Here is a 17,220-nt window from a genome sequence, read left to right on the forward strand (position 1 = left end):
TATGGTCTTTAGTGATTAGTCATTTGTGACAAATCACTAGTGACGATCTTATCGAACAAATATGGAATTTGTACGTTGAGGTCTTCTTATGAATTTGGTTGCTGATCTGAGAACAGACATTTGTCTGAGTCACAACCAACCGGACCTGCTTCAGTCAATTCACCATTATCATAACGTGAAAGCGCCGTCAGGAAATTATCAGTTTTGCGTCGCGCTTTAACTTGTTGTACCAAATGATCGTAGATCGATTTATCTATTGGTTCAAATGGTAAACGTGGAAAGGATTGGTGATCGTCAAAGCGAGCTAGAATAGCAGCGCTAATGTAGCCCTCATCATTTTGAATCGCCTCGTAAATTCTCTGTCCCAAAGGTTCTATTTCATCAGAACGCACCTCCAGTGTCGAAGATGTGTTATGTGTGACGTAATGGCGCTGCACTTGCATAGCAAAATCTAATTGCGCCAAAACAGAAAACTGAGAAATATCTATTTCATCCGCTCCTGCTAAATTAGCCCAAGATACAGCAACAGGGATTTCAATTAGCCATTCACTGACTCTGGGATCAAAGGCGTCATTCAACAAATTACCTTGTTCATCTTTATCAGATTGAGAAGGAATGACACTATACCCGTAATCAATGCAAGCTAAGGCTACAGGATCATTTTTGCGGAAGGTGATGCGACGAATAAATCTTTGCGCTTTGGGGGGATGCCATCCAGGGCTAGCACCGGTTAATAAAGATTTAGTACCGCTTGGTTGGACTGTTGTACAACGATTTGGACGTTTGAGATTGTGGCGAGCGCAATAATCCCAAACAACTTGATGCACAATATCTTTCCATAAACTGAGGTATTCTTCTTCCTGACGTTTAAACGCTAATCCTTGTGGAGTTGTTGGTCTTCCTTGTGTCCACCAATGTAGCCATTCTATACCAAAAGCGTGAACAAAGAAATCGAACAAACCCGTGAAGGAAACACCCACAATCGGATCTAACTCCCGGCTTTGCTGATAGCGGGGTTCAATAAATTTGTGATGTAAAAGTGCTGCTACAGATAATGCACCTGCGGTAAAAGCTTCCTCCTGTTCTTTATAATTATTTGGATCAATTTGATTGAGGTGAATTTCCGACAAATTACAGTGGAAATTCGAGCCGATAATTTCCATTTTTGTTATCCTAAAGGCTTTTTATCCTCTAGTTCTGGAGGTTTCCCTCATACCCATTGGGATACAACTAGTTAATTCCAGTTCAGTTCAGCATATCTTTTCTACTATCACAGTAGCCGGAGACTCGTGAGGGTATTATATTCTCGTGATTCTTGAGTTTCAACCCCTATGCGTTGCACTACCTTTGACTTTTAAATCATCAGGTTAGCTCAAGATTAGCTTGCCGTTGTTGCAGTTTAGCCTTCCTTGAATTTCCCCGGTTTTTAACGTGAGGCAAAATTACGATCTACCACACGGATTTAATCCAAACCGAGCTAAACGATGCTCTAATTCTGGTTCAGGAATTTGAGGATAGTGTTGTTGCAACCAATCTTTAGCTGTTCCCAAACTATAAGCTTTGAGAAAGTCTACTTTTTGGGCGTGATTTATGAATAAGTCACAATTAGCCCGAGCTACAGCTTCACCAGCCCATTGAATCGCACCTTCACCAGAATAATATTGTTTGCCGACAGCATCAATACATTCTTCTAAAGTTGGTTTTGTGTGAAAAACTCTTGTATGGTTGGCCATTCTTAGAGCATCACGCTCTGGATCGATGCGCCAGTTTCCCTGAGCATCTTGTTGCCAAAGATTAGCTTTCGCATCGGCGAACAAATTATCTTCACTCACACTTTGACGAATACCTGCAGAGCGTCTGATATTTCCGGCAACAATCGTGACAGCAGCTTCATCTATTAATAGACAGCATTCTACTGAATTTAATTGTCTTCCTACAGCTTTATTCAAAATTGCTGCACAACGCTGGTAAAGTTCGGGTAATTTAACCGGATTAGCAACACCGCCAAAGCCTTTTAAAGTCTCTCCGGCTTTACGTACATCACTGATATCGACTATAACTTGAACTTCTGTGGCAAAACGTTCATCAGTGGAAAGTTCCAATAAGCTTTGGTAGGATTGCACCCAACCTTGACGGCTATCGCCAACGTAAATAGTGACATGGTTTCCTTCTATTTTTACTTGTGTTTGTTCGCGGCGATCCTCTGGAGGCGTACTACCAATTTTTCCGCTCACTTGTACGTGAAGACGATTACGAATGGGCGGTAGCTGGTTAATATATTTCGGCTCTAATACCGATCCCGTACCACAACCCATCATTGCCAGATCCATCATTAACCCAAAAGCTTTCCAGTCTTCTAGGTTAGTAGAAGTGCAATTATAAGCACCAGAAAAATTTTTTTGTTTTGTCAGCCAATCTGTACCACCAACCCATAACCAGCGCCCACTGGGTAGAGCTTTTAGACTTTTTTGCATTCTTTCTATTATATCAGCTTCTTGTGGCGATAGCTTACCTAAATTAATTAATCCTCTGATTGTGCGATCGCATACTTGATCCCATGTTTCTCTGTTTTGCGCTACAGAACGGCTGTATGTGCGGTAAAACACGGGATTAGCTGCTGGGGCGGTTTCTGGAAAATCACAACGGAGGCGGAGGCGTTCTAGTTCTCGAACCATAAATGAGCGTCTTGTTGCTTGTGACAGATTACGACTATACGCTAAGTGAATGCAGGGGTAAAGATTGAAAAATTGCCAAATTTGCGCTATAGCTACAGCTATATTGATGGCTATCGAGTTTAATGAGTCTTGCTCAGAAAGAGGAAATGATATATCTTAGCCGTAAAAAAATATATCGTGTATAATAAGCTTGTTTATAAAAGAGCGAGGGTGATCCAAATATGAATCCCGAACCGGGATTACAATGCAATTGGCGATCGTCCCTAGCCCGTGCCATTCATCACAACCGCAAAGAAGCCCACGGACGCTACTTTCAGTTAGCAACAGTCAAACCTGATGGACGCCCAGCGAACCGGACTGTAGTTTTTCGCGGGTTTCTAGATGATACCAACCAGCTCAAAATTATCACCGACGCCCGTAACCAAAAATATCAGCAAATACTCCATCAACCTTGGGGAGAAGCTTGTTGGTATTTCACAGTTACTCGCGAACAATTTCGGATTGAGGGAGAGTTGACTGTGATTGATGTCAATCATCCCGATGACAAACTGCAACTCGCCCGTAACTCAACATGGCGTGAACTTTCCGACAATGCCCGGTTACAATTTGTTTGGCCTCATCCTGGTGAAAATAGAGCTAACCCAGAGGAATTTTCACCACCACCACCTGATGCAGTTAATCCCCCTGCCAACTTTTGTTTATTGTTACTAGATCCCGTGCAAGTAGATCATTTAGAATTACGAGGCGAACCTCAGAATCGTTGGTTGTACGAGCGCGATGAGGATCTAACTTGGACTACTATAAGTGTTAATCCGTAACACGTAGAGACGTTCCGGCGGAACGTCTCTACAACATTTAAATCCCAGAACCATCTAAGAATTCTTCTATTACCTTATCTTTGATGTAGCAAGAGGTGTGAGTCAAAGACTTGGATGAGTCTGGTAATTTCACGGAATCTTGAGCAGAAAAGGGGATTGACAAGTTCCCTGGGTGCAACTGTTGAACTTGTTGTTCTAGTTGCTCTAGTCTGTCTAATAAAACACGGATGACTTGAGCTTCAGTATCTGGTAATCTACCATGTTCTAACGGTTCAACGCGAACCCCAGAGCGATAAATAATTCTCCCAGGAACCCCTACTACAGTACAGTCAGCAGGTACATCACGCAGAACAACTGAGCCTGCGCCGATGCGGACATTTTTCCCAATTTGGATATTACCTAATACTTTGGCACCAGCTCCCACTACAACATTTTCACCTATGGTGGGATGACGTTTACCGCATTCTTTACCAGTACCACCAAGGGTGACACCTTGATAAATTAGGGCATAGTCTCCCACAATTGCGGTTTCGCCAATCACCACACCCATTCCATGATCAATAAATACACCATGCCCAATCACTGCTCCAGGGTGAATTTCTACTCCTGTCAAAAATCGAGCAATGTAAGATATCAGGCGAGGGATCAAGGGAAAGCCTATGCCATGCAATCTATGAGCTACCCGATGGAATAGCAGTGCTTGCAAACCAGGATAGCAAAACAATACCTCCAACCAGTTACGGGCAGCTGGATCACGTTCAAAAATGATGCGAAAGTCTGCTAAAAGTGTAGATAGCACGCTTACCGTACCCTCGTTTTACCAACAAATAATAAATCCGTGCATTAAACCCACAATTCTTGTAGAGACGTTACATGTAACGTCTTTACATTACGTACCGCCGTAATGATTCGGGGGTTGTCAAAACCGGATTTGGTATTATTGTCTATTTTAGCTTTTTAGTTGCTATGGCAAAGAAGGTTATTTATAACTTTATTCCTGAATCGAAAGGGTATAGTTAAGTTTTGTACCAGAATTGAAGGTTCCTACCCAAATGCTGTAGGTTCCCGCTTTCCATTTACTTTGTTCTATACTGGCGTCTTTATTTCTACCAGTGTCATCGCCGCAAAGAATCTCGTCTGGCCCTTTAACGAGTAATGTGGTATCCTTACCACCACTATCTACTTGAATTTTCAAACGGGGAAGGTCTTTTTCCAAAACTAGAATATGATCTGGTTTAGGAGAAGCAAAGCCGATACAGGCATTCCTGTCGCGATCGCGGTTACTAATTGCTGATAATGAGTATGAACCGCCCGTATAGCCTCCTACTGTTCCATTGTTAACAGAGAAACCTGGTGCTAAAGAGATTTTGCCAAAATTTGAGGCTGTATCTGCTATTACAGGGATGGGGATAATAGCATTAATTATTGCTAGAAGCAAACCGCTGGTAATAAGTCGCGGGTGACGATGTTTCATAATGCCCTCCCACAACTGATTGTAGTTGTGTTATATACACATACTAACGAGAAAACTGTTTAAATTTCACACATTTGTGCCACATCATTATGTGCCACAGTTTGGAGACGCCCCACCGGGGCGTCTCTACAGTTTATAAATCATTGAATTGGAAAAATATGCTACCTTTCAACAATTCTGTGTTGCTGTCGTAACTACTAAATGTTATAGACTTGAGTTGGTCGAAAAAAGGCTTGGCTACTAATTCTACCAACTTGAGAATGGGAATTTGACGCTCGACAATCTGTTGACTTTTTGCCCAATCAAGATATAAGTAGCCTTGATTGGGTTGCGGGAATGGGGCGATACTGTCTTGAAAGTTGCGCTCGCTCACCAAGAAATTTTCCTTAGCTTTGAGTATTTCATCTATCGCCTCAAGAGAGTTAGAGAAAATTTCGTAATTACCTATATTTGTATGCGCCCCTAGCACTTTTGCTTGAAGATCAAATCTATCTTTAGTAGTTATTTTAGTCCAAGCCGAAACTTTTTGTTCGTCTATAGTGATAGAACTAGGTGTGAGTCCATTTTCCTGTGCGCGAGTATCCAACCGGTCAATTAGATTTGGTGTGTCTGGTAATTTTTCCACAACAAAAACCCAATCAGGATTTGTTTGCCCTGTGTGGGGTAACAAACCTAGAGCGTATTCACCTTGCACCCAGTTAAAAATATCCTCTTTCCAGTTTATACCCCAGCTTTGAAAATTTATAGATACATCTTTGTGAGAACCAGAAATTGCTGCTTGTATTTGTCGCCAAAGTTGAGCTAAATTACTCTCATCTAAATTACTTAAATTACTCCCAGAAATTGCTAAACCAGCCTCTTTTGGAACATACTGTAATGCCCCTACAGTTTTAGTTGATAATTGCTCTGACGGTGACATTTCAACTTTTGCTAAAAAAGCAGTTTCTGCAAGTAATCCTTTTGGTTTTGATACTAAAGAAAGAATTTGACTATCATAGGTTTGGATTGGTAGTTGTAACCCCTGCCATTTTGCTAAGTAGGGCAGATTGAGAAAAGCTGTAGCCAGTGCTTCTTGAGGTAGTTGTTTAATAGCAAGCTGGAATCGACTAGAACTAGTTAAATTGACATCGGGTGCTTGAACATTATTAATTGCTTCTCGCAGCACTTTTGGATCGTTAGCAAATAACACAAAGCGCGAGCCAACAACTGCACTAGCAAGACGATTTTCATAAATTAACTTAACACCTTTGTACTGTTCGACAGCCAAGTTTGCTCCAGCTAAAGCCCGCTTAGAAAACAACAGCTCTACAAACTCACTGCTTTCTGTTGGTTTAACAGTAGCTAGTGCCATAAGATACCCTGGCTGTTGTCCGTTTTCCTCATCCCGATCAATATCTAAGGTAGTAACAGCTAATGTAATTTCGTCTCCCAGCCAGGGTTGAATATCTTGACGGTAATCAATATCAGTGTGATTAAATAAAGTTTTAGTAAACTTGGATACTTCTTCCGACGGTAACTTCGGTAAACGTTCTGGATTCACTAACATTGACACCATAACTGGTGCGCTTTTAGACACGAACATGGCAGCTTCTGGCTGTTGGCGATCGCCACTGGTAGAGCTTATTTTACTTTTACCTACCGAACCATGACAACTGGTAAGCCCAAGCAATAGCAGTACAATGATACTAGCTGCTAGTAAACTGAAAAATGAACGCTGTTTCATATTTTTTTATATAACCTGCACTTGCCAGCAAGTCGTTAATCAAATAGTTACTCAGTACATAAATACAATAACATCTTATGCCGTACAGTCAATTTACACTCAAAAACCTTGTAGAAGAATTTAATTTAACTTTGGCAGAAACAACTCGATTATTTCTCAATGTACAGCCTGTATTACCTACTGAATTATTGTCAATGACATTGCAAGATTCTCTACCTTTAGCAACAGCAATTAATAGTGAAACCAGGGCATAATTAATTATTGCTCCATTATTGCTAGAAGTGAAAAGGAAAATGCAATATCAAATAGAAAACCAAACTTTATATATTGATCCAGTGGAGATACCAATTGAACCAGTGGAACGATTATTAGGTATTTTTGTACAAATTCTTTCTTGACGGTAGAATTGCTATATTTGGTATATGAATGTTGAAAAACTTTATGTCGGGAAAATTTTTTGGTCAATCCCTTCCGGAAATTAGTGTAGAGGAGCTTGCGCAACGCCTATCTTCCAACGATGGCAGCCTTCAGCTCATGGATGTACGCGAACCACAAGAGGTTAATGTTGCCCAGATTAAGGGCTTCGTCAACTTACCTTTGAGCCAATTTGACTCTTGGGCTGAGCAAATTCCTACCCGTTTTGATCCTCATGCTGAAACCCTTGTACTTTGCCACCACGGCGTCCGTTCTGCGCAAATGTGTCATTGGCTCATAACACAAGGATTTACAAATGTCAAGAACATAGCTGGAGGTATTGATGCCTACTCCATGCAGGTTGACCCTTCTATTCCCTTGTATTAATCCAGCCTAGTGACAAAAATTCGTAGCCTCAAATACAGCAATTTGGCGCAAATTTTGTAAAGATATATAATTATATGGTATGTACTGGCACTACGTACCAAAATAGTCGAAATACTTGTGCTGTATAATACAGCATTTTCACAGGGCGTCACAGAGAATTTAGTTTTACTTATTTATACAGAAGATAATAATTTATTATTCTGCTTTACTAAATATTAATCATTTTTTCAGAATTTACTTAAAATACGCCTTTAGTAAAATATTCTATATGCAAGTCCAACTAACCAATCGACAACAGCATATACTTTGGGCAACGGTACGTCACTATATTGCGACAGCTGAGCCTGTTGGTTCTAAAGCTCTGGTAGAAGAGTACAAGCTGGGTGTGAGCTCGGCTACCATTCGCAATACTATGGGCGTATTAGAAAAAGTTGGTTTACTCTACCAACCCCATACATCCGCAGGAAGAGTACCCTCTGATTCCGGCTATCGGATTTATGTAGATCAACTAATTACACCATCAGAAACTTTAGCACGAAAGGTAGAGGTTGAACTACAAAGCAACCTTAACTGGGAAGATTGGAGTTTAGAAGCTTTACTGCAAGGATCAGCGCATATCCTCGCAACTTTAAGTGGGTGCATTAGCTTGATTACTATGCCACAAAACACCCCAACAGCATTGTTGCGACATTTGCAACTAGTACCAATCGAAACTGGACGAATCATGCTGATTGTGGTTACGGATAATTATGAGACACATTCGGCAGTAATGGATTTGCCTTCAGCCGAGGAAGAAGCAAAACCGGATGCAGAAGTTGTTGAGCGTGAGTTGCAGATTGTTTCTAATTTTCTCAATACTCACTTGCGAGGCAAAAGTATAGCAGAATTAACTACTCTTGACTGGAGTAAATTAGACTGGGAGTTTCAATGCTATGGTGAATATTTGAAAAAATCACTCGCTGAACTAATTCGTCGTACTCATACGACAGCTTCTACACAAATTATGGTTCGCGGTGTGACGGAGGTTTTGCGCTTACCAGAGTTTTCCCAACTACAGCAAGTACAGACTCTGATTCAGCTTTTAGAGGAAGAACAACAGCAACTGTGGAACCTGATATTTGAGGAACCAGAGGCGGTGATGGCGGATAAACCACGAGTAACGGTTCGTATTGGTGCAGAAAACCCTCTCGAACCTATACGTACCTGTTCCCTAATTTCGACTAACTATCGTCGCGGTTCGATACCAGTAGGTAGTGTGGGAGTTTTAGGTCCAACACGCCTAAATTATGAAGATGCGATCGCCGTAGTTGGTGCTACTGCTGATTATCTATCGGGGGCTTTAAGTAATTTCAACCCCTAGTGGGATTTATGATTATTCAGCTTTCCTTAAGGTATAAAATCGTGATAACTCATACTGGGTAAGAGTTGTACTACCACCCCATAGGAATTAAATAAATCAAATTATGGTAAGAAAAACTGCCTTCTGGCTATTGTGGCTAGGGTTGATTACCTACGCATTTCTCTTTGCCCCTCCAAATCAACCCAATACATTAGAGTTAATTAAAAATCTTTCCACTGGTCAGTGGCAGGGCATTAACCCCTTAGTTGTGGCATTATTTAACATTATGGGTATCTGGCCTCTCATCTATAGTGCCTTGTTGTTTTTCGATGGCAGAGAGCAAAAAATACCTGCTTGGCCTTTCGCCGCATTTTCTTTTGGAGTGGGAGCATTTGCACTTTTACCCTACTTAGCCTTACGGGAACCAAATCAACAGTTCTCAGGTAAAAAGAATTTCTTTTTAGCGATCCTAGATGCGCGTATAACTGGTATTGTCCTAACTATAGGCGCAGCTATTATAGTTGCCTATGGCATCAAGGTCGGAGATTGGGGAGATTTTGTCCAACAGTGGCAAACTAGCCGCTTCATTCACGTCATGAGTTTAGATTTTTGTCTACTTTGCCTGTTGTTTCCTGCACTGCTTGGAGATGATATGGCACGAAGAGGGATAAAAAATCACCAGATGTTTTGGTTAGGATTTTTACCTTTATTTGGTCCGTTGATTTATTTGTGTGTACGTCCACCTCTACCAGAAAGTGCACAAACAGTAACGCAACAACCTGTAGGTTCGTAGTAGCGCTTTATCGCAACCAATAATATGACTGGAAAAATTGCACTTTGGTTATTATGGGCTGGATTTATAGCTTATATTTTGCTGCTAGCCCCCCCACTACATTTAGAGGAAACACTAACATTATTGAAAAATATCATTACTCTAAATTGGGTGGAGGTAAATCCAATCATCCTATCGTTATTTGCTCTGGTTGGTATCTGGCTACTAATTTACAGTGGTCTTCTGTTTATTGATGGTAAGATGCAGTGGATTCCTTTCTGGCCATTTGCCTTAGCATCAGTGGGTTCTGGTGTGCTTGGTCTTTTACCTTATCTAGCTCTTCGTGAACCGAATCAAGAATTTTCTGGGCAAAAAGACGCTTTTTTGAAACTGCTAGATTCTCGCTTTTTTGGTATTATCTTGAGTTTAAACACAATCGGTTTACTATTAAGTGCTTTGCTCTTAGGTAATTGGCAAGATTATTGGCAACAGTTTCTTACTGACAAGTTTATCAATGGGATGAGCTTGGCTTTCTGCCTGTTTTGCCTATTATTTCCCACTGTACTTGGTGATGATATGGCACGTCGTAGATGGAATAATCCCCCACTGTTTTGGGCTACTGCAATTGTGCCGCTAATTGGTCCACTTGCTTATCTGTGCTTGCGTCCTCCACTAAGGGAATCTTTTTAATTTGTAAATCTTAGCTTGTAAGCGGATGGTAACTTCCACCAAGGAAGATGAGGATATTGGTGATGTTCCTCGTGGTAGCCAAAATGATAGCAGGTGATGAATGACCACCACATTGGGTTTGCGATCGTTTGAGCGCGATGAGGTTCGCTATAACCACCTTCTGGCTCTTTATGAGTCAGGTAGGTACCAAAATAAAATAACTGTACTGAACTCAAAAGCGAAGGGATAACCCAAAAGTAATTTAAATTTGCTTGGGGGATATGAAGTACGTAATTGGCGATGTTGTAGATAATCATTAAGGTGAGAATTTGCTGCCAATTGAAGTACCCCTTCATAAAATGGAAATACCAGGCAAAGAAGTTTTTATGTTTACCGTCGTGAAAATCTGGATCTGTTTGGCTGGCTGGATGGCGGTGATGTACATGGTGTTTTTTCAACAATTCCTTATATGGTAAGCAGCCATAAAGTGTTAAGCTTATCGAACCAATTAAATGATTAATGTTGCTATTTCCAGGAAGTACCACTCCATGCATGGCATCATGAGCAGTAATGAATAATCCTGTAAACAGAAAAGTTTGCCAAAATAGGGCAAGCAATATATTAAAAAAGTTTAATTTAGATACATCTACCAAAAGTAATAAAATTAAGCTTGTTGACCAAACCCCAATCACGAGTAGAGCAATGAATACTCCTGCCCTACTTGATAAATGAGGGACTTTTACCGGATAACTAGATAGATGTTCTGATTGGGTCACAACTTTACTCCGAATAATGACTTACGTAAAACCAGATTTTTGACATAACAAATTACACTAACTACTAGACATAACAATTTTGCCTGCGGTTAGTGTTGTGCATTAGATAACACTAGCACTTTAGCTTAAATTATGTAGAAATGTTAAGAAGTTTTAAATAAAATTACAACAAATACCGTACCATTGGTATCGAAGTTAGCTAAAATTGCTATGGTTAAGGTAGTCAGGAGTTAGAATATAGCGGTTTTCAATGTGAGGCAGAGCCTCAGTTCAAACATTCCAAGTCTCTGACTTGGAATGAGAACAGGCTCCTGACTCCTGACTCCTATTAATATGAAACGAGGTGAAATAAATCACGTACTACGCTGTAGCCGTTTAAGTCCCAAAGTAGGTAAGCCAGAAAACCAATCATCGCTAAACGTCCTTGCCAAAGTTCAGATTGAGGAGTAAATCCTGGCTTAACTGCGTTGCGATCGCTACCATTGTAAGCCTTTTCAGTAGCATCAGTAGGATAGTTTCCCGAAGTTTGATTTGCCATTGTTAATTTTCCTAAATAATTATTACATCTCCTATACTATTAAGCTTTCTACTGCGTGGTATCTGTCTGTAGTGCCAAAGTATCAGCAAGCCCAAAGGATGATATTTGTCAGATAAACCAATGTTCTTATATTTACTATTTTTGAAAAATCTAACGCTAGTCGGAAGGTTTCCTAAATGTGATTGCTCAAACTGATAGAAAGTATAGTGTTTCTTAATTAAAGATATGGCTCCTACGGTACTAATTACAGGTGCTTCTCAAGGTATTGGTAAGGCAACAGCTTTGTTATTTGCGCGTAAAGGATATGACCTTGTACTTGCAGCTCGTCAAGTTGACCGTTTAGAAAGTGTTGCACAGGAGGTGCAAAGCCTTGGACGTACAGCACCTTTGGTAGTTTCTTGTGATGTCACAGATCCAGCACAAGTGAAAACATTGGTAGAAAAAGCGTTGGATCATTATGGTAATATTGACGTGCTGGTGAACAATGCAGGCGTTTTTGCAGAAGGACCAGTGGAAGCGTTTTCTCTGGAAGATTGGCATCGGGTAATAGACTTGAATTTATGGGGGTATATCCACACCATTAATGCTCTTCTACCTCATTTCCTTCAGCGCCGAACTGGAACTATAGTTAATTTGAGTTCCATTGCTGGCAAAGTACCCAATCCTTATTTAGTTGTATATTGTACAAGTAAGTTTGCTGTCACCGGAATGACACAAGCTTTGCACGCGGAATTAAAGCCCAAAGGTATTCACGTTTGTGGCATTCACCCAAATTTGATTAAAAGTAGTTTGATGGAAAGGGCAGTTTTCCGAGGAAAAGACGAGGAGGATATTCAAAGCCGTCGCGATCAACTCAACAATGTGCTGAAAGTTCCCGTAGTGGAAAAGCCTGAGGATGTGGCAAATGCGATTTGGGATGCTCTTATGAATCAGAAGTCTGAGATCATGGTTGGTTCTGCGGGTATGTCACAGGGGCTGGATCGGTTATTCCCAGGCTTAGTGCAGTGGCTTTCTGGAATCACTTTTAAGAATAAGGATAAATAGGAGTCAGGACAAAGGAGTCAGGAGTCAGGAGTTAGGAAAAGCGAGACGGGAGATAGGAGAACAGTATTTTCATATAATGCGAGTTGCGATCGCGATCGCGTATCGGGATGAGAATCGCAAACTCTGTTCCCTTGCCCAATTCTGAATTACAACTCAAGCTTCCACTATGCTTTTCCACTACAATTTGACGGGCAATGGTAATCCCAATCCCGTCCCTCAATCGCATTTGCCAGCAGATTCATAAAAACTTGTGTTCGATAAACATAATTAATTGAGGTAACGGGTATCTCAACTGAGTCTTCGACTGGAATGGAGCGTCCAAACGTGTTTATTTCCTTCCCTAAAACAGATATCGCTTTTATCATCAATTGATTATTTTTGAGTAAGATTAAAGCGCATTTTGAAGCTCCTGCATTCTCAGTTACCACTTGCATCAACATCGAGAGCAACTTGTCAAGCTCGATTTAACGAGAAAGAGTTTGAGAAGCTTTGACGACACTCGGGAAAACTTATGCCCAACGACTTGAGAATTTGCAAGCCCATCTTGACAGCTTCCTGCATCATTCCCTGTCCTTGATAAGCGTTATGATAATTTTCTAAGTTGTAGGATTGGACGATTCCTGGTAGGTTGAGGTTTTTGGCAATGGTGTACTGATTGCGAAACTGGACTAGTTCGCGCTCAGCTGGGATATTCACTCCGCATCATTTTGATGACAACAGGTTGTTGATCTTGTTCTCTAATTCCCCGGTAGACTAGAGTTTTCGTGCCTGCGTAAATTTGCGTAATAATTTTGTATCCAGCTATCCCTGTTGCCATTGCTTCACCTGCATCACTGCTTTCAAGTTTATTTTTCCCAGAAACAGTTTGAGGTTAACTATATATAATACAATGAACCGCCAAGACGCCAAGTTCGCCAAGTTTTTAACTACGATAACAACTGTAGATGCTCGGAGGGTGGTTTGTCTAAGATTTGGTGGGATGAGTTGAAATGACTGGTGGCATCGGCTAGGTGTTTTAGTAGTGTAGGCTGTGGTAAGGGTCCAAGTAAGTGATTCCAGGGTAATATTTGTTCTGTTGACCAGTAGGTATGTACGTAAAAGTCTAGGGGAGGGATTTTTCCTTGGAGTTGTTTGAAGGCGCGTTTGTAGCTTCCTAGTGAGTCGCCGTAGTCACGGGTAAGTTCTAGGAGTTGAGATAGGCGGCGATCGCCTCTTGATAACAATGCTTGAATTATTGACCAATTGTAACTTTCTGGGCGAAAATCTATCCCTTGGGGTTTGAGTTGTTTTTGTAGAAGTTGTAAGCGTTTTTCTGCTTGAGGATTGACGCCAAACCATTGAAATGGTGTGTGTGCTTTGGGGACAAAGGTGCTGCATCCTAATGTTAAGCGTAATCCAGGAGCGGCTTTTTTGAGGAGGCGCATCATTGCTACGGTTTGTTCTAAATCCTCTGGTTGTTCACCGGGAATTCCTACCATTCCATAGAGTTTCAAATTTGTTAATCCACCTGCTTTGGCGTTGACTGCTGCTGTAATGATTTCGTCGTTATGCAGCTTTTTGTTGATGATTTGGCGTAATTTTTCTGAACCGCTTTCTACGGCAATGGTAAGCGATCGCGTGTCTCTTTTCGCTAAAGTTCTTGCTAAGTGTTCTGTTACTGTATTAGTTCTTACTGAGGCAAGCGAGAGACGTACATCATCGTACTTCGGCTGACTAATATAGTCTAGTAACTTGTCAAACTCTGGATGCTGGGTTATGGAAGCACCGAGTAATCCCAATCGATTTGTGACTGCTAAACCTTTTTCAATTGCCGGAATTAATGAATCTTCAAGACTTGCTGTTCTAAATGGTAATGTGAGATAACTAGCCAGACAGAAACGGCACATTTCTGGACAACTTCTCACTACTTCCACCATATAAATGTTTTCCCACGCCGCTTTTTCTGTTACTACCGTTGATGCGGAGAGGACATTTCCTCGGTAAGTTTGCTTTTGCACTACGGGGGGAACTGAACGGTGGGTTGGTTGAATTGCTTTGATTGCACCATCTGGTGCATGATACTCTACATTATATAAAGAAGGAACGTAGACGCCGGGAACTTGTGCTAGTGCTGTTAGTTGAGTTAGGCGATCGGCTTTTCTAACTTCTTTATAAGCTGCGATAAAATCTCCTAGCAAATTTTCGCCATCACCGAGCAAAATTACATCAAAGAAATCCGCAAAAGGTTCGGGGTTGGCTGTGAGGACGGGACCGCCACCAAAAATTATGGGATGATTATCATCACGGAAACTTGCGCGAATGGGAACTTCTAAAGATTCCAGCAGGTTCAAAATATTAACGTAATCCAGTTCCCAAGACAGGGAAAAGCCGAATAATTCCGGCTTTCTCGGTAATTGTTGACGAGTATCGGTAAACAGGCGACTAACCTGCACATCTTTTCGCATTGCCAAAGTTGCCCATACCACCTGATAGCCAAGGCTAGTGATACCCACACTATACTCATTGGGAAAGGCAAAGATGGTGGGGATAGCGTCGGTATCGGGGGTGGCAGGGGTAAATAAAAGGCGTTCAGCAGTAAATACAGAGGATGTCACAGGCTTTTGTCAGCTATGCTTTTAGCTTGAAGTTATCTATATTTAATTTTAAGCCAAAGAATTATGATGTTGAAAAACAATGTCACGCCGTTAGCAAGAATAATCGGCAAAGCTTGAAGATAAATCCCATATATTAGCCATATAAAAACGCCCAAATTAAAGGTAATCAGCATAATGAAAGAAACATCTTTAGCTGATTTGCTTTGCCATGTTTTCAGCAACTGCGGCAAAAATGAAAGTGTGGTTAATGTAGCTGCTAATAATCCTAATATCGTAATAAAATCCATGAGATGCATTCCTGGTGACATAATACATTTAATGAGGAGAAATGCTAAATGTCAACTTTGTATTAATGGTTTAATTGTCTCTGAGAAAACTAACAATTAATTTACAGAATAAAGTGTTATTGATAGAAGTTTAAAACCACAGATGCACACAGATTAACACAGATAAATTATTGGTATCAATCTGTAGAAATGTGCTGTTTTATTTTTGTTTCAATAAAATAAGGTGCGTTAGGCTATGCCGTAACGCACCCTACGTTTCTATGTTGATTGTATTATATTACCTTGCACTGTCCGTGATGGCGCAACAAGTGATCGCACAGTACTAGGGCTACCATCGCCTCAACCATCGGTACAGCACGCGGTAACACACAAGGATCGTGTCTTCCTTTCCCGGCTAAAACCGTCTCTTCACCTTCATTAGTTACTGTCTTTTGCTCTTTTCTAATAGTGGCTGTCGGCTTAAACGCTACACGCAAAATAATATTTTCACCATTGGAAATTCCGCCTTGAATTCCCCCTGAACGGTTAGTTACCGTGCGGATTTCACCATTCTCATCAATATAAAATTCGTCGTTATGCTCAATCCCGGTTAGCAGTGTTCCCGCAAAACCTGAACCAATTTCAAAGCCTTTGCTAGCTGGCAGAGACATCACACCCTTAGCGATATCAGCTTCTAATTTATCAAAAACTGGTTCGCCCAAACCCTTCGGTACATTTCGCGCTACACATTCTACCACACCGCCAATCGAATCACCTTGTCTACCAGTTTGTTCAATTAATTCAATCATCCGTTCTGCACAGTCTGCATCAGGACAGCGGACGATGTTGCTTTCTACTTGCTCTAAAGTAACGATGTTCGGATCGACAACGCCTTCTAAATCTTTGATGCGTTTGACATAACCTATCACTTCTACATTAGCAACTTGACGGAGGATTTTTTTAGCGATCGCACCTGCTGCGACTCTTCCAATTGTCTCCCGCGCCGACGATCTACCACCACCCTGCCAATTGCGAATACCATACTTTGCATCATAAGTTGCATCCGCATGAGAAGGACGATACTTTTGCGACATCTCATCATAATCTTGAGAGCGAGTATCTTTGTTGCGCACTAAAATAGATATTGGTGTTCCCAGCGTTTTCCCTTCAAATACCCCTGAAAGAATCTCGCAGCTATCTGCTTCCTTGCGAGGCGTTGTAATCTTACTTTGTCCTGGACGTCTTCTATCCAATTCTACTTGAATTTCCTCCGCCGAAATCTCCAATTGCGGAGGACAACCATCAATTACAACCCCCACACCGCCGCCGTGGGACTCGCCAAAAGTGGTAATGCGAAACAAATGCCCAAAAGTATTGCCCATGATGTTGCGGTATTAACAAGCGCTTGTATTTTATCTTAACAAGATTCTCTCATTACCAAGCCACAGCAAGCATTATATTCTATTACTCATTTCTTTGACATTTTTGCTGATTGTTTCGATTCTTAACACAACTTTCTTCTGGTACGGGCATCTTGCCCGTCTTTTCATCAGGGCGGGCTTTCCTGCCCACCCCACAAAACCAAAAAGCACCCCCAAAATTGGCAGGTGCTTGTGAAGAAGACGCCCCACCGGGGCGTCTCTACATTATTCGCGATTAACCGTTGATAGCAGGAGCTTCAACTGCTGCCAAATCTAGAGGGAAGTTGTGAGCGTTGCGCTCGTGCATTAC

17 protein-coding genes and 3 pseudogenes are annotated in these 17,220 nt (G+C 41.3%); 8 read left to right on the forward strand and 12 right to left on the reverse strand.

Going from position 1 to position 17,220, the window contains the following annotated elements; translation table 11 throughout:
- Positions 1-86 precede the first annotated feature (86 nt).
- A pseudogene (gene nrdJ, locus ICL16_RS39625) lies at positions 87-1,160 on the reverse strand (ribonucleoside-triphosphate reductase, adenosylcobalamin-dependent); the annotation flags it as partial.
- 291 nt (positions 1,161-1,451) lie between these two features.
- Positions 1,452-2,675 (reverse strand): annotated as a pseudogene (gene nrdJ, locus ICL16_RS39630) (ribonucleoside-triphosphate reductase, adenosylcobalamin-dependent); the annotation flags it as partial.
- A 221-nt stretch (positions 2,676-2,896) separates the two neighbouring features.
- Here nrdJ (ICL16_RS39630) and ICL16_RS39635 point away from each other — a divergent pair.
- Positions 2,897-3,493 carry an Npun_F5749 family FMN-dependent PPOX-type flavoprotein gene (locus ICL16_RS39635; protein ID WP_190837114.1) on the forward strand — a complete coding sequence of 199 codons (597 nt, stop codon included), beginning with the start codon at positions 2,897-2,899 and terminating at the stop codon, positions 3,491-3,493.
- A gap of 37 nt (positions 3,494-3,530) precedes the next feature.
- Here the strand turns inward: ICL16_RS39635 and cysE are convergent, their stop codons facing one another.
- From cysE to ICL16_RS39650, 3 genes are all read right to left on the reverse strand, one after another.
- A complete protein-coding gene (gene cysE / locus ICL16_RS39640; RefSeq protein WP_190837116.1) occupies positions 3,531-4,292 on the reverse strand; it encodes a serine O-acetyltransferase in 762 nt (253 codons plus the stop codon).
- 192 nt (positions 4,293-4,484) lie between these two features.
- Positions 4,485-4,967 (reverse strand): hypothetical protein, encoded by a 483-nt coding sequence (locus ICL16_RS39645; RefSeq protein WP_190837118.1) that lies wholly within the window; start codon positions 4,965-4,967, stop codon positions 4,485-4,487.
- 133 nt (positions 4,968-5,100) lie between these two features.
- Positions 5,101-6,690, reverse strand: coding sequence for a DUF3352 domain-containing protein (locus ICL16_RS39650; RefSeq protein ID WP_190837120.1), 1,590 nt, complete (start codon positions 6,688-6,690; stop codon positions 5,101-5,103).
- Positions 6,691-6,767: 77 nt separating this feature from the next.
- Here ICL16_RS39650 and ICL16_RS46480 point away from each other — a divergent pair, with 77 nt between their 5' ends.
- The 5 genes from ICL16_RS46480 to ICL16_RS39675 all read left to right on the forward strand — a co-directional run bounded on the left by ICL16_RS46480 (position 6,768) and on the right by ICL16_RS39675 (position 10,292).
- Positions 6,768-6,944, forward strand: a complete 177-nt coding sequence (locus ICL16_RS46480) for a hypothetical protein (protein WP_238361158.1) — start codon at positions 6,768-6,770, stop codon at positions 6,942-6,944.
- A 187-nt stretch (positions 6,945-7,131) separates the two neighbouring features.
- A complete protein-coding gene (locus tag ICL16_RS39660) occupies positions 7,132-7,491 on the forward strand; it encodes a rhodanese-like domain-containing protein (RefSeq protein WP_190837122.1) in 360 nt (119 codons plus the stop codon).
- Between the two features lie 268 nt (positions 7,492-7,759).
- Positions 7,760-8,851 carry a heat-inducible transcriptional repressor HrcA gene (hrcA, locus tag ICL16_RS39665; protein WP_190837124.1) on the forward strand — a complete coding sequence of 364 codons (1,092 nt, stop codon included), beginning with the start codon at positions 7,760-7,762 and terminating at the stop codon, positions 8,849-8,851.
- A 103-nt stretch (positions 8,852-8,954) separates the two neighbouring features.
- Positions 8,955-9,623, forward strand: coding sequence for a DUF2834 domain-containing protein (locus ICL16_RS39670; protein WP_190837126.1), 669 nt, complete (start codon positions 8,955-8,957; stop codon positions 9,621-9,623).
- A gap of 24 nt (positions 9,624-9,647) precedes the next feature.
- Positions 9,648-10,292, forward strand: a complete 645-nt coding sequence (locus ICL16_RS39675) for a hypothetical protein (protein WP_190837128.1) — start codon at positions 9,648-9,650, stop codon at positions 10,290-10,292.
- On the opposite strand, the gene crtW is transcribed toward ICL16_RS39675, so the two are convergent.
- Both crtW and ICL16_RS39685 read right to left on the reverse strand, forming a co-directional pair.
- Entirely contained in the window at positions 10,289-11,047 is a 759-nt protein-coding gene (gene crtW, locus ICL16_RS39680) for a beta-carotene ketolase CrtW (RefSeq protein WP_190837130.1), read from the reverse strand. The two genes, ICL16_RS39675 and crtW, sit on opposite strands and share 4 nt — an antisense overlap.
- 328 nt (positions 11,048-11,375) lie before the next feature.
- A complete protein-coding gene (locus ICL16_RS39685; protein ID WP_190837132.1) occupies positions 11,376-11,585 on the reverse strand; it encodes a chlorophyll a/b-binding protein in 210 nt (69 codons plus the stop codon).
- Between the two features lie 225 nt (positions 11,586-11,810).
- Here ICL16_RS39685 and ICL16_RS39690 point away from each other — a divergent pair, with 225 nt between their 5' ends.
- Entirely contained in the window at positions 11,811-12,629 is an 819-nt protein-coding gene (locus ICL16_RS39690) for an SDR family NAD(P)-dependent oxidoreductase (RefSeq protein WP_190837133.1), read from the forward strand.
- Positions 12,630-12,660: 31 nt separating this feature from the next.
- On the opposite strand, the gene ICL16_RS39695 is transcribed toward ICL16_RS39690, so the two are convergent.
- The 5 genes and pseudogenes from ICL16_RS39695 to aroC form a co-directional block, all read right to left on the reverse strand.
- Positions 12,661-12,855 carry an ATP-binding protein gene (locus tag ICL16_RS39695; RefSeq protein WP_190837135.1) on the reverse strand — a complete coding sequence of 65 codons (195 nt, stop codon included), beginning with the start codon at positions 12,853-12,855 and terminating at the stop codon, positions 12,661-12,663.
- A gap of 350 nt (positions 12,856-13,205) precedes the next feature.
- A pseudogene (locus ICL16_RS46485) lies at positions 13,206-13,446 on the reverse strand (serine/threonine protein kinase); the annotation flags it as partial.
- 109 nt (positions 13,447-13,555) lie between these two features.
- Entirely contained in the window at positions 13,556-15,223 is a 1,668-nt protein-coding gene (locus ICL16_RS39710; RefSeq protein WP_190837141.1) for a radical SAM protein, read from the reverse strand.
- 32 nt (positions 15,224-15,255) lie between these two features.
- Positions 15,256-15,510 (reverse strand): SemiSWEET transporter, encoded by a 255-nt coding sequence (locus ICL16_RS39715; protein ID WP_190837143.1) that lies wholly within the window; start codon positions 15,508-15,510, stop codon positions 15,256-15,258.
- A 272-nt stretch (positions 15,511-15,782) separates the two neighbouring features.
- Positions 15,783-16,871 (reverse strand): chorismate synthase, encoded by a 1,089-nt coding sequence (gene aroC, locus ICL16_RS39720; RefSeq protein ID WP_190837145.1) that lies wholly within the window; start codon positions 16,869-16,871, stop codon positions 15,783-15,785.
- A gap of 110 nt (positions 16,872-16,981) precedes the next feature.
- Between aroC and ICL16_RS39725 the strand changes: the two genes are divergently transcribed.
- Positions 16,982-17,149: a hypothetical protein gene (locus ICL16_RS39725; protein WP_190837148.1), complete on the forward strand. Its 168-nt coding sequence runs from the start codon at positions 16,982-16,984 to the stop codon at positions 17,147-17,149.
- The last annotated feature ends 71 nt before the right edge of the window (positions 17,150-17,220 follow it).

The sequence above is a fragment of the Iningainema tapete BLCC-T55 genome (assembly GCF_014698965.1).
In the GTDB taxonomy this organism is placed as follows: Bacteria; Cyanobacteriota; Cyanobacteriia; order Cyanobacteriales; family Nostocaceae; genus Iningainema; species Iningainema tapete.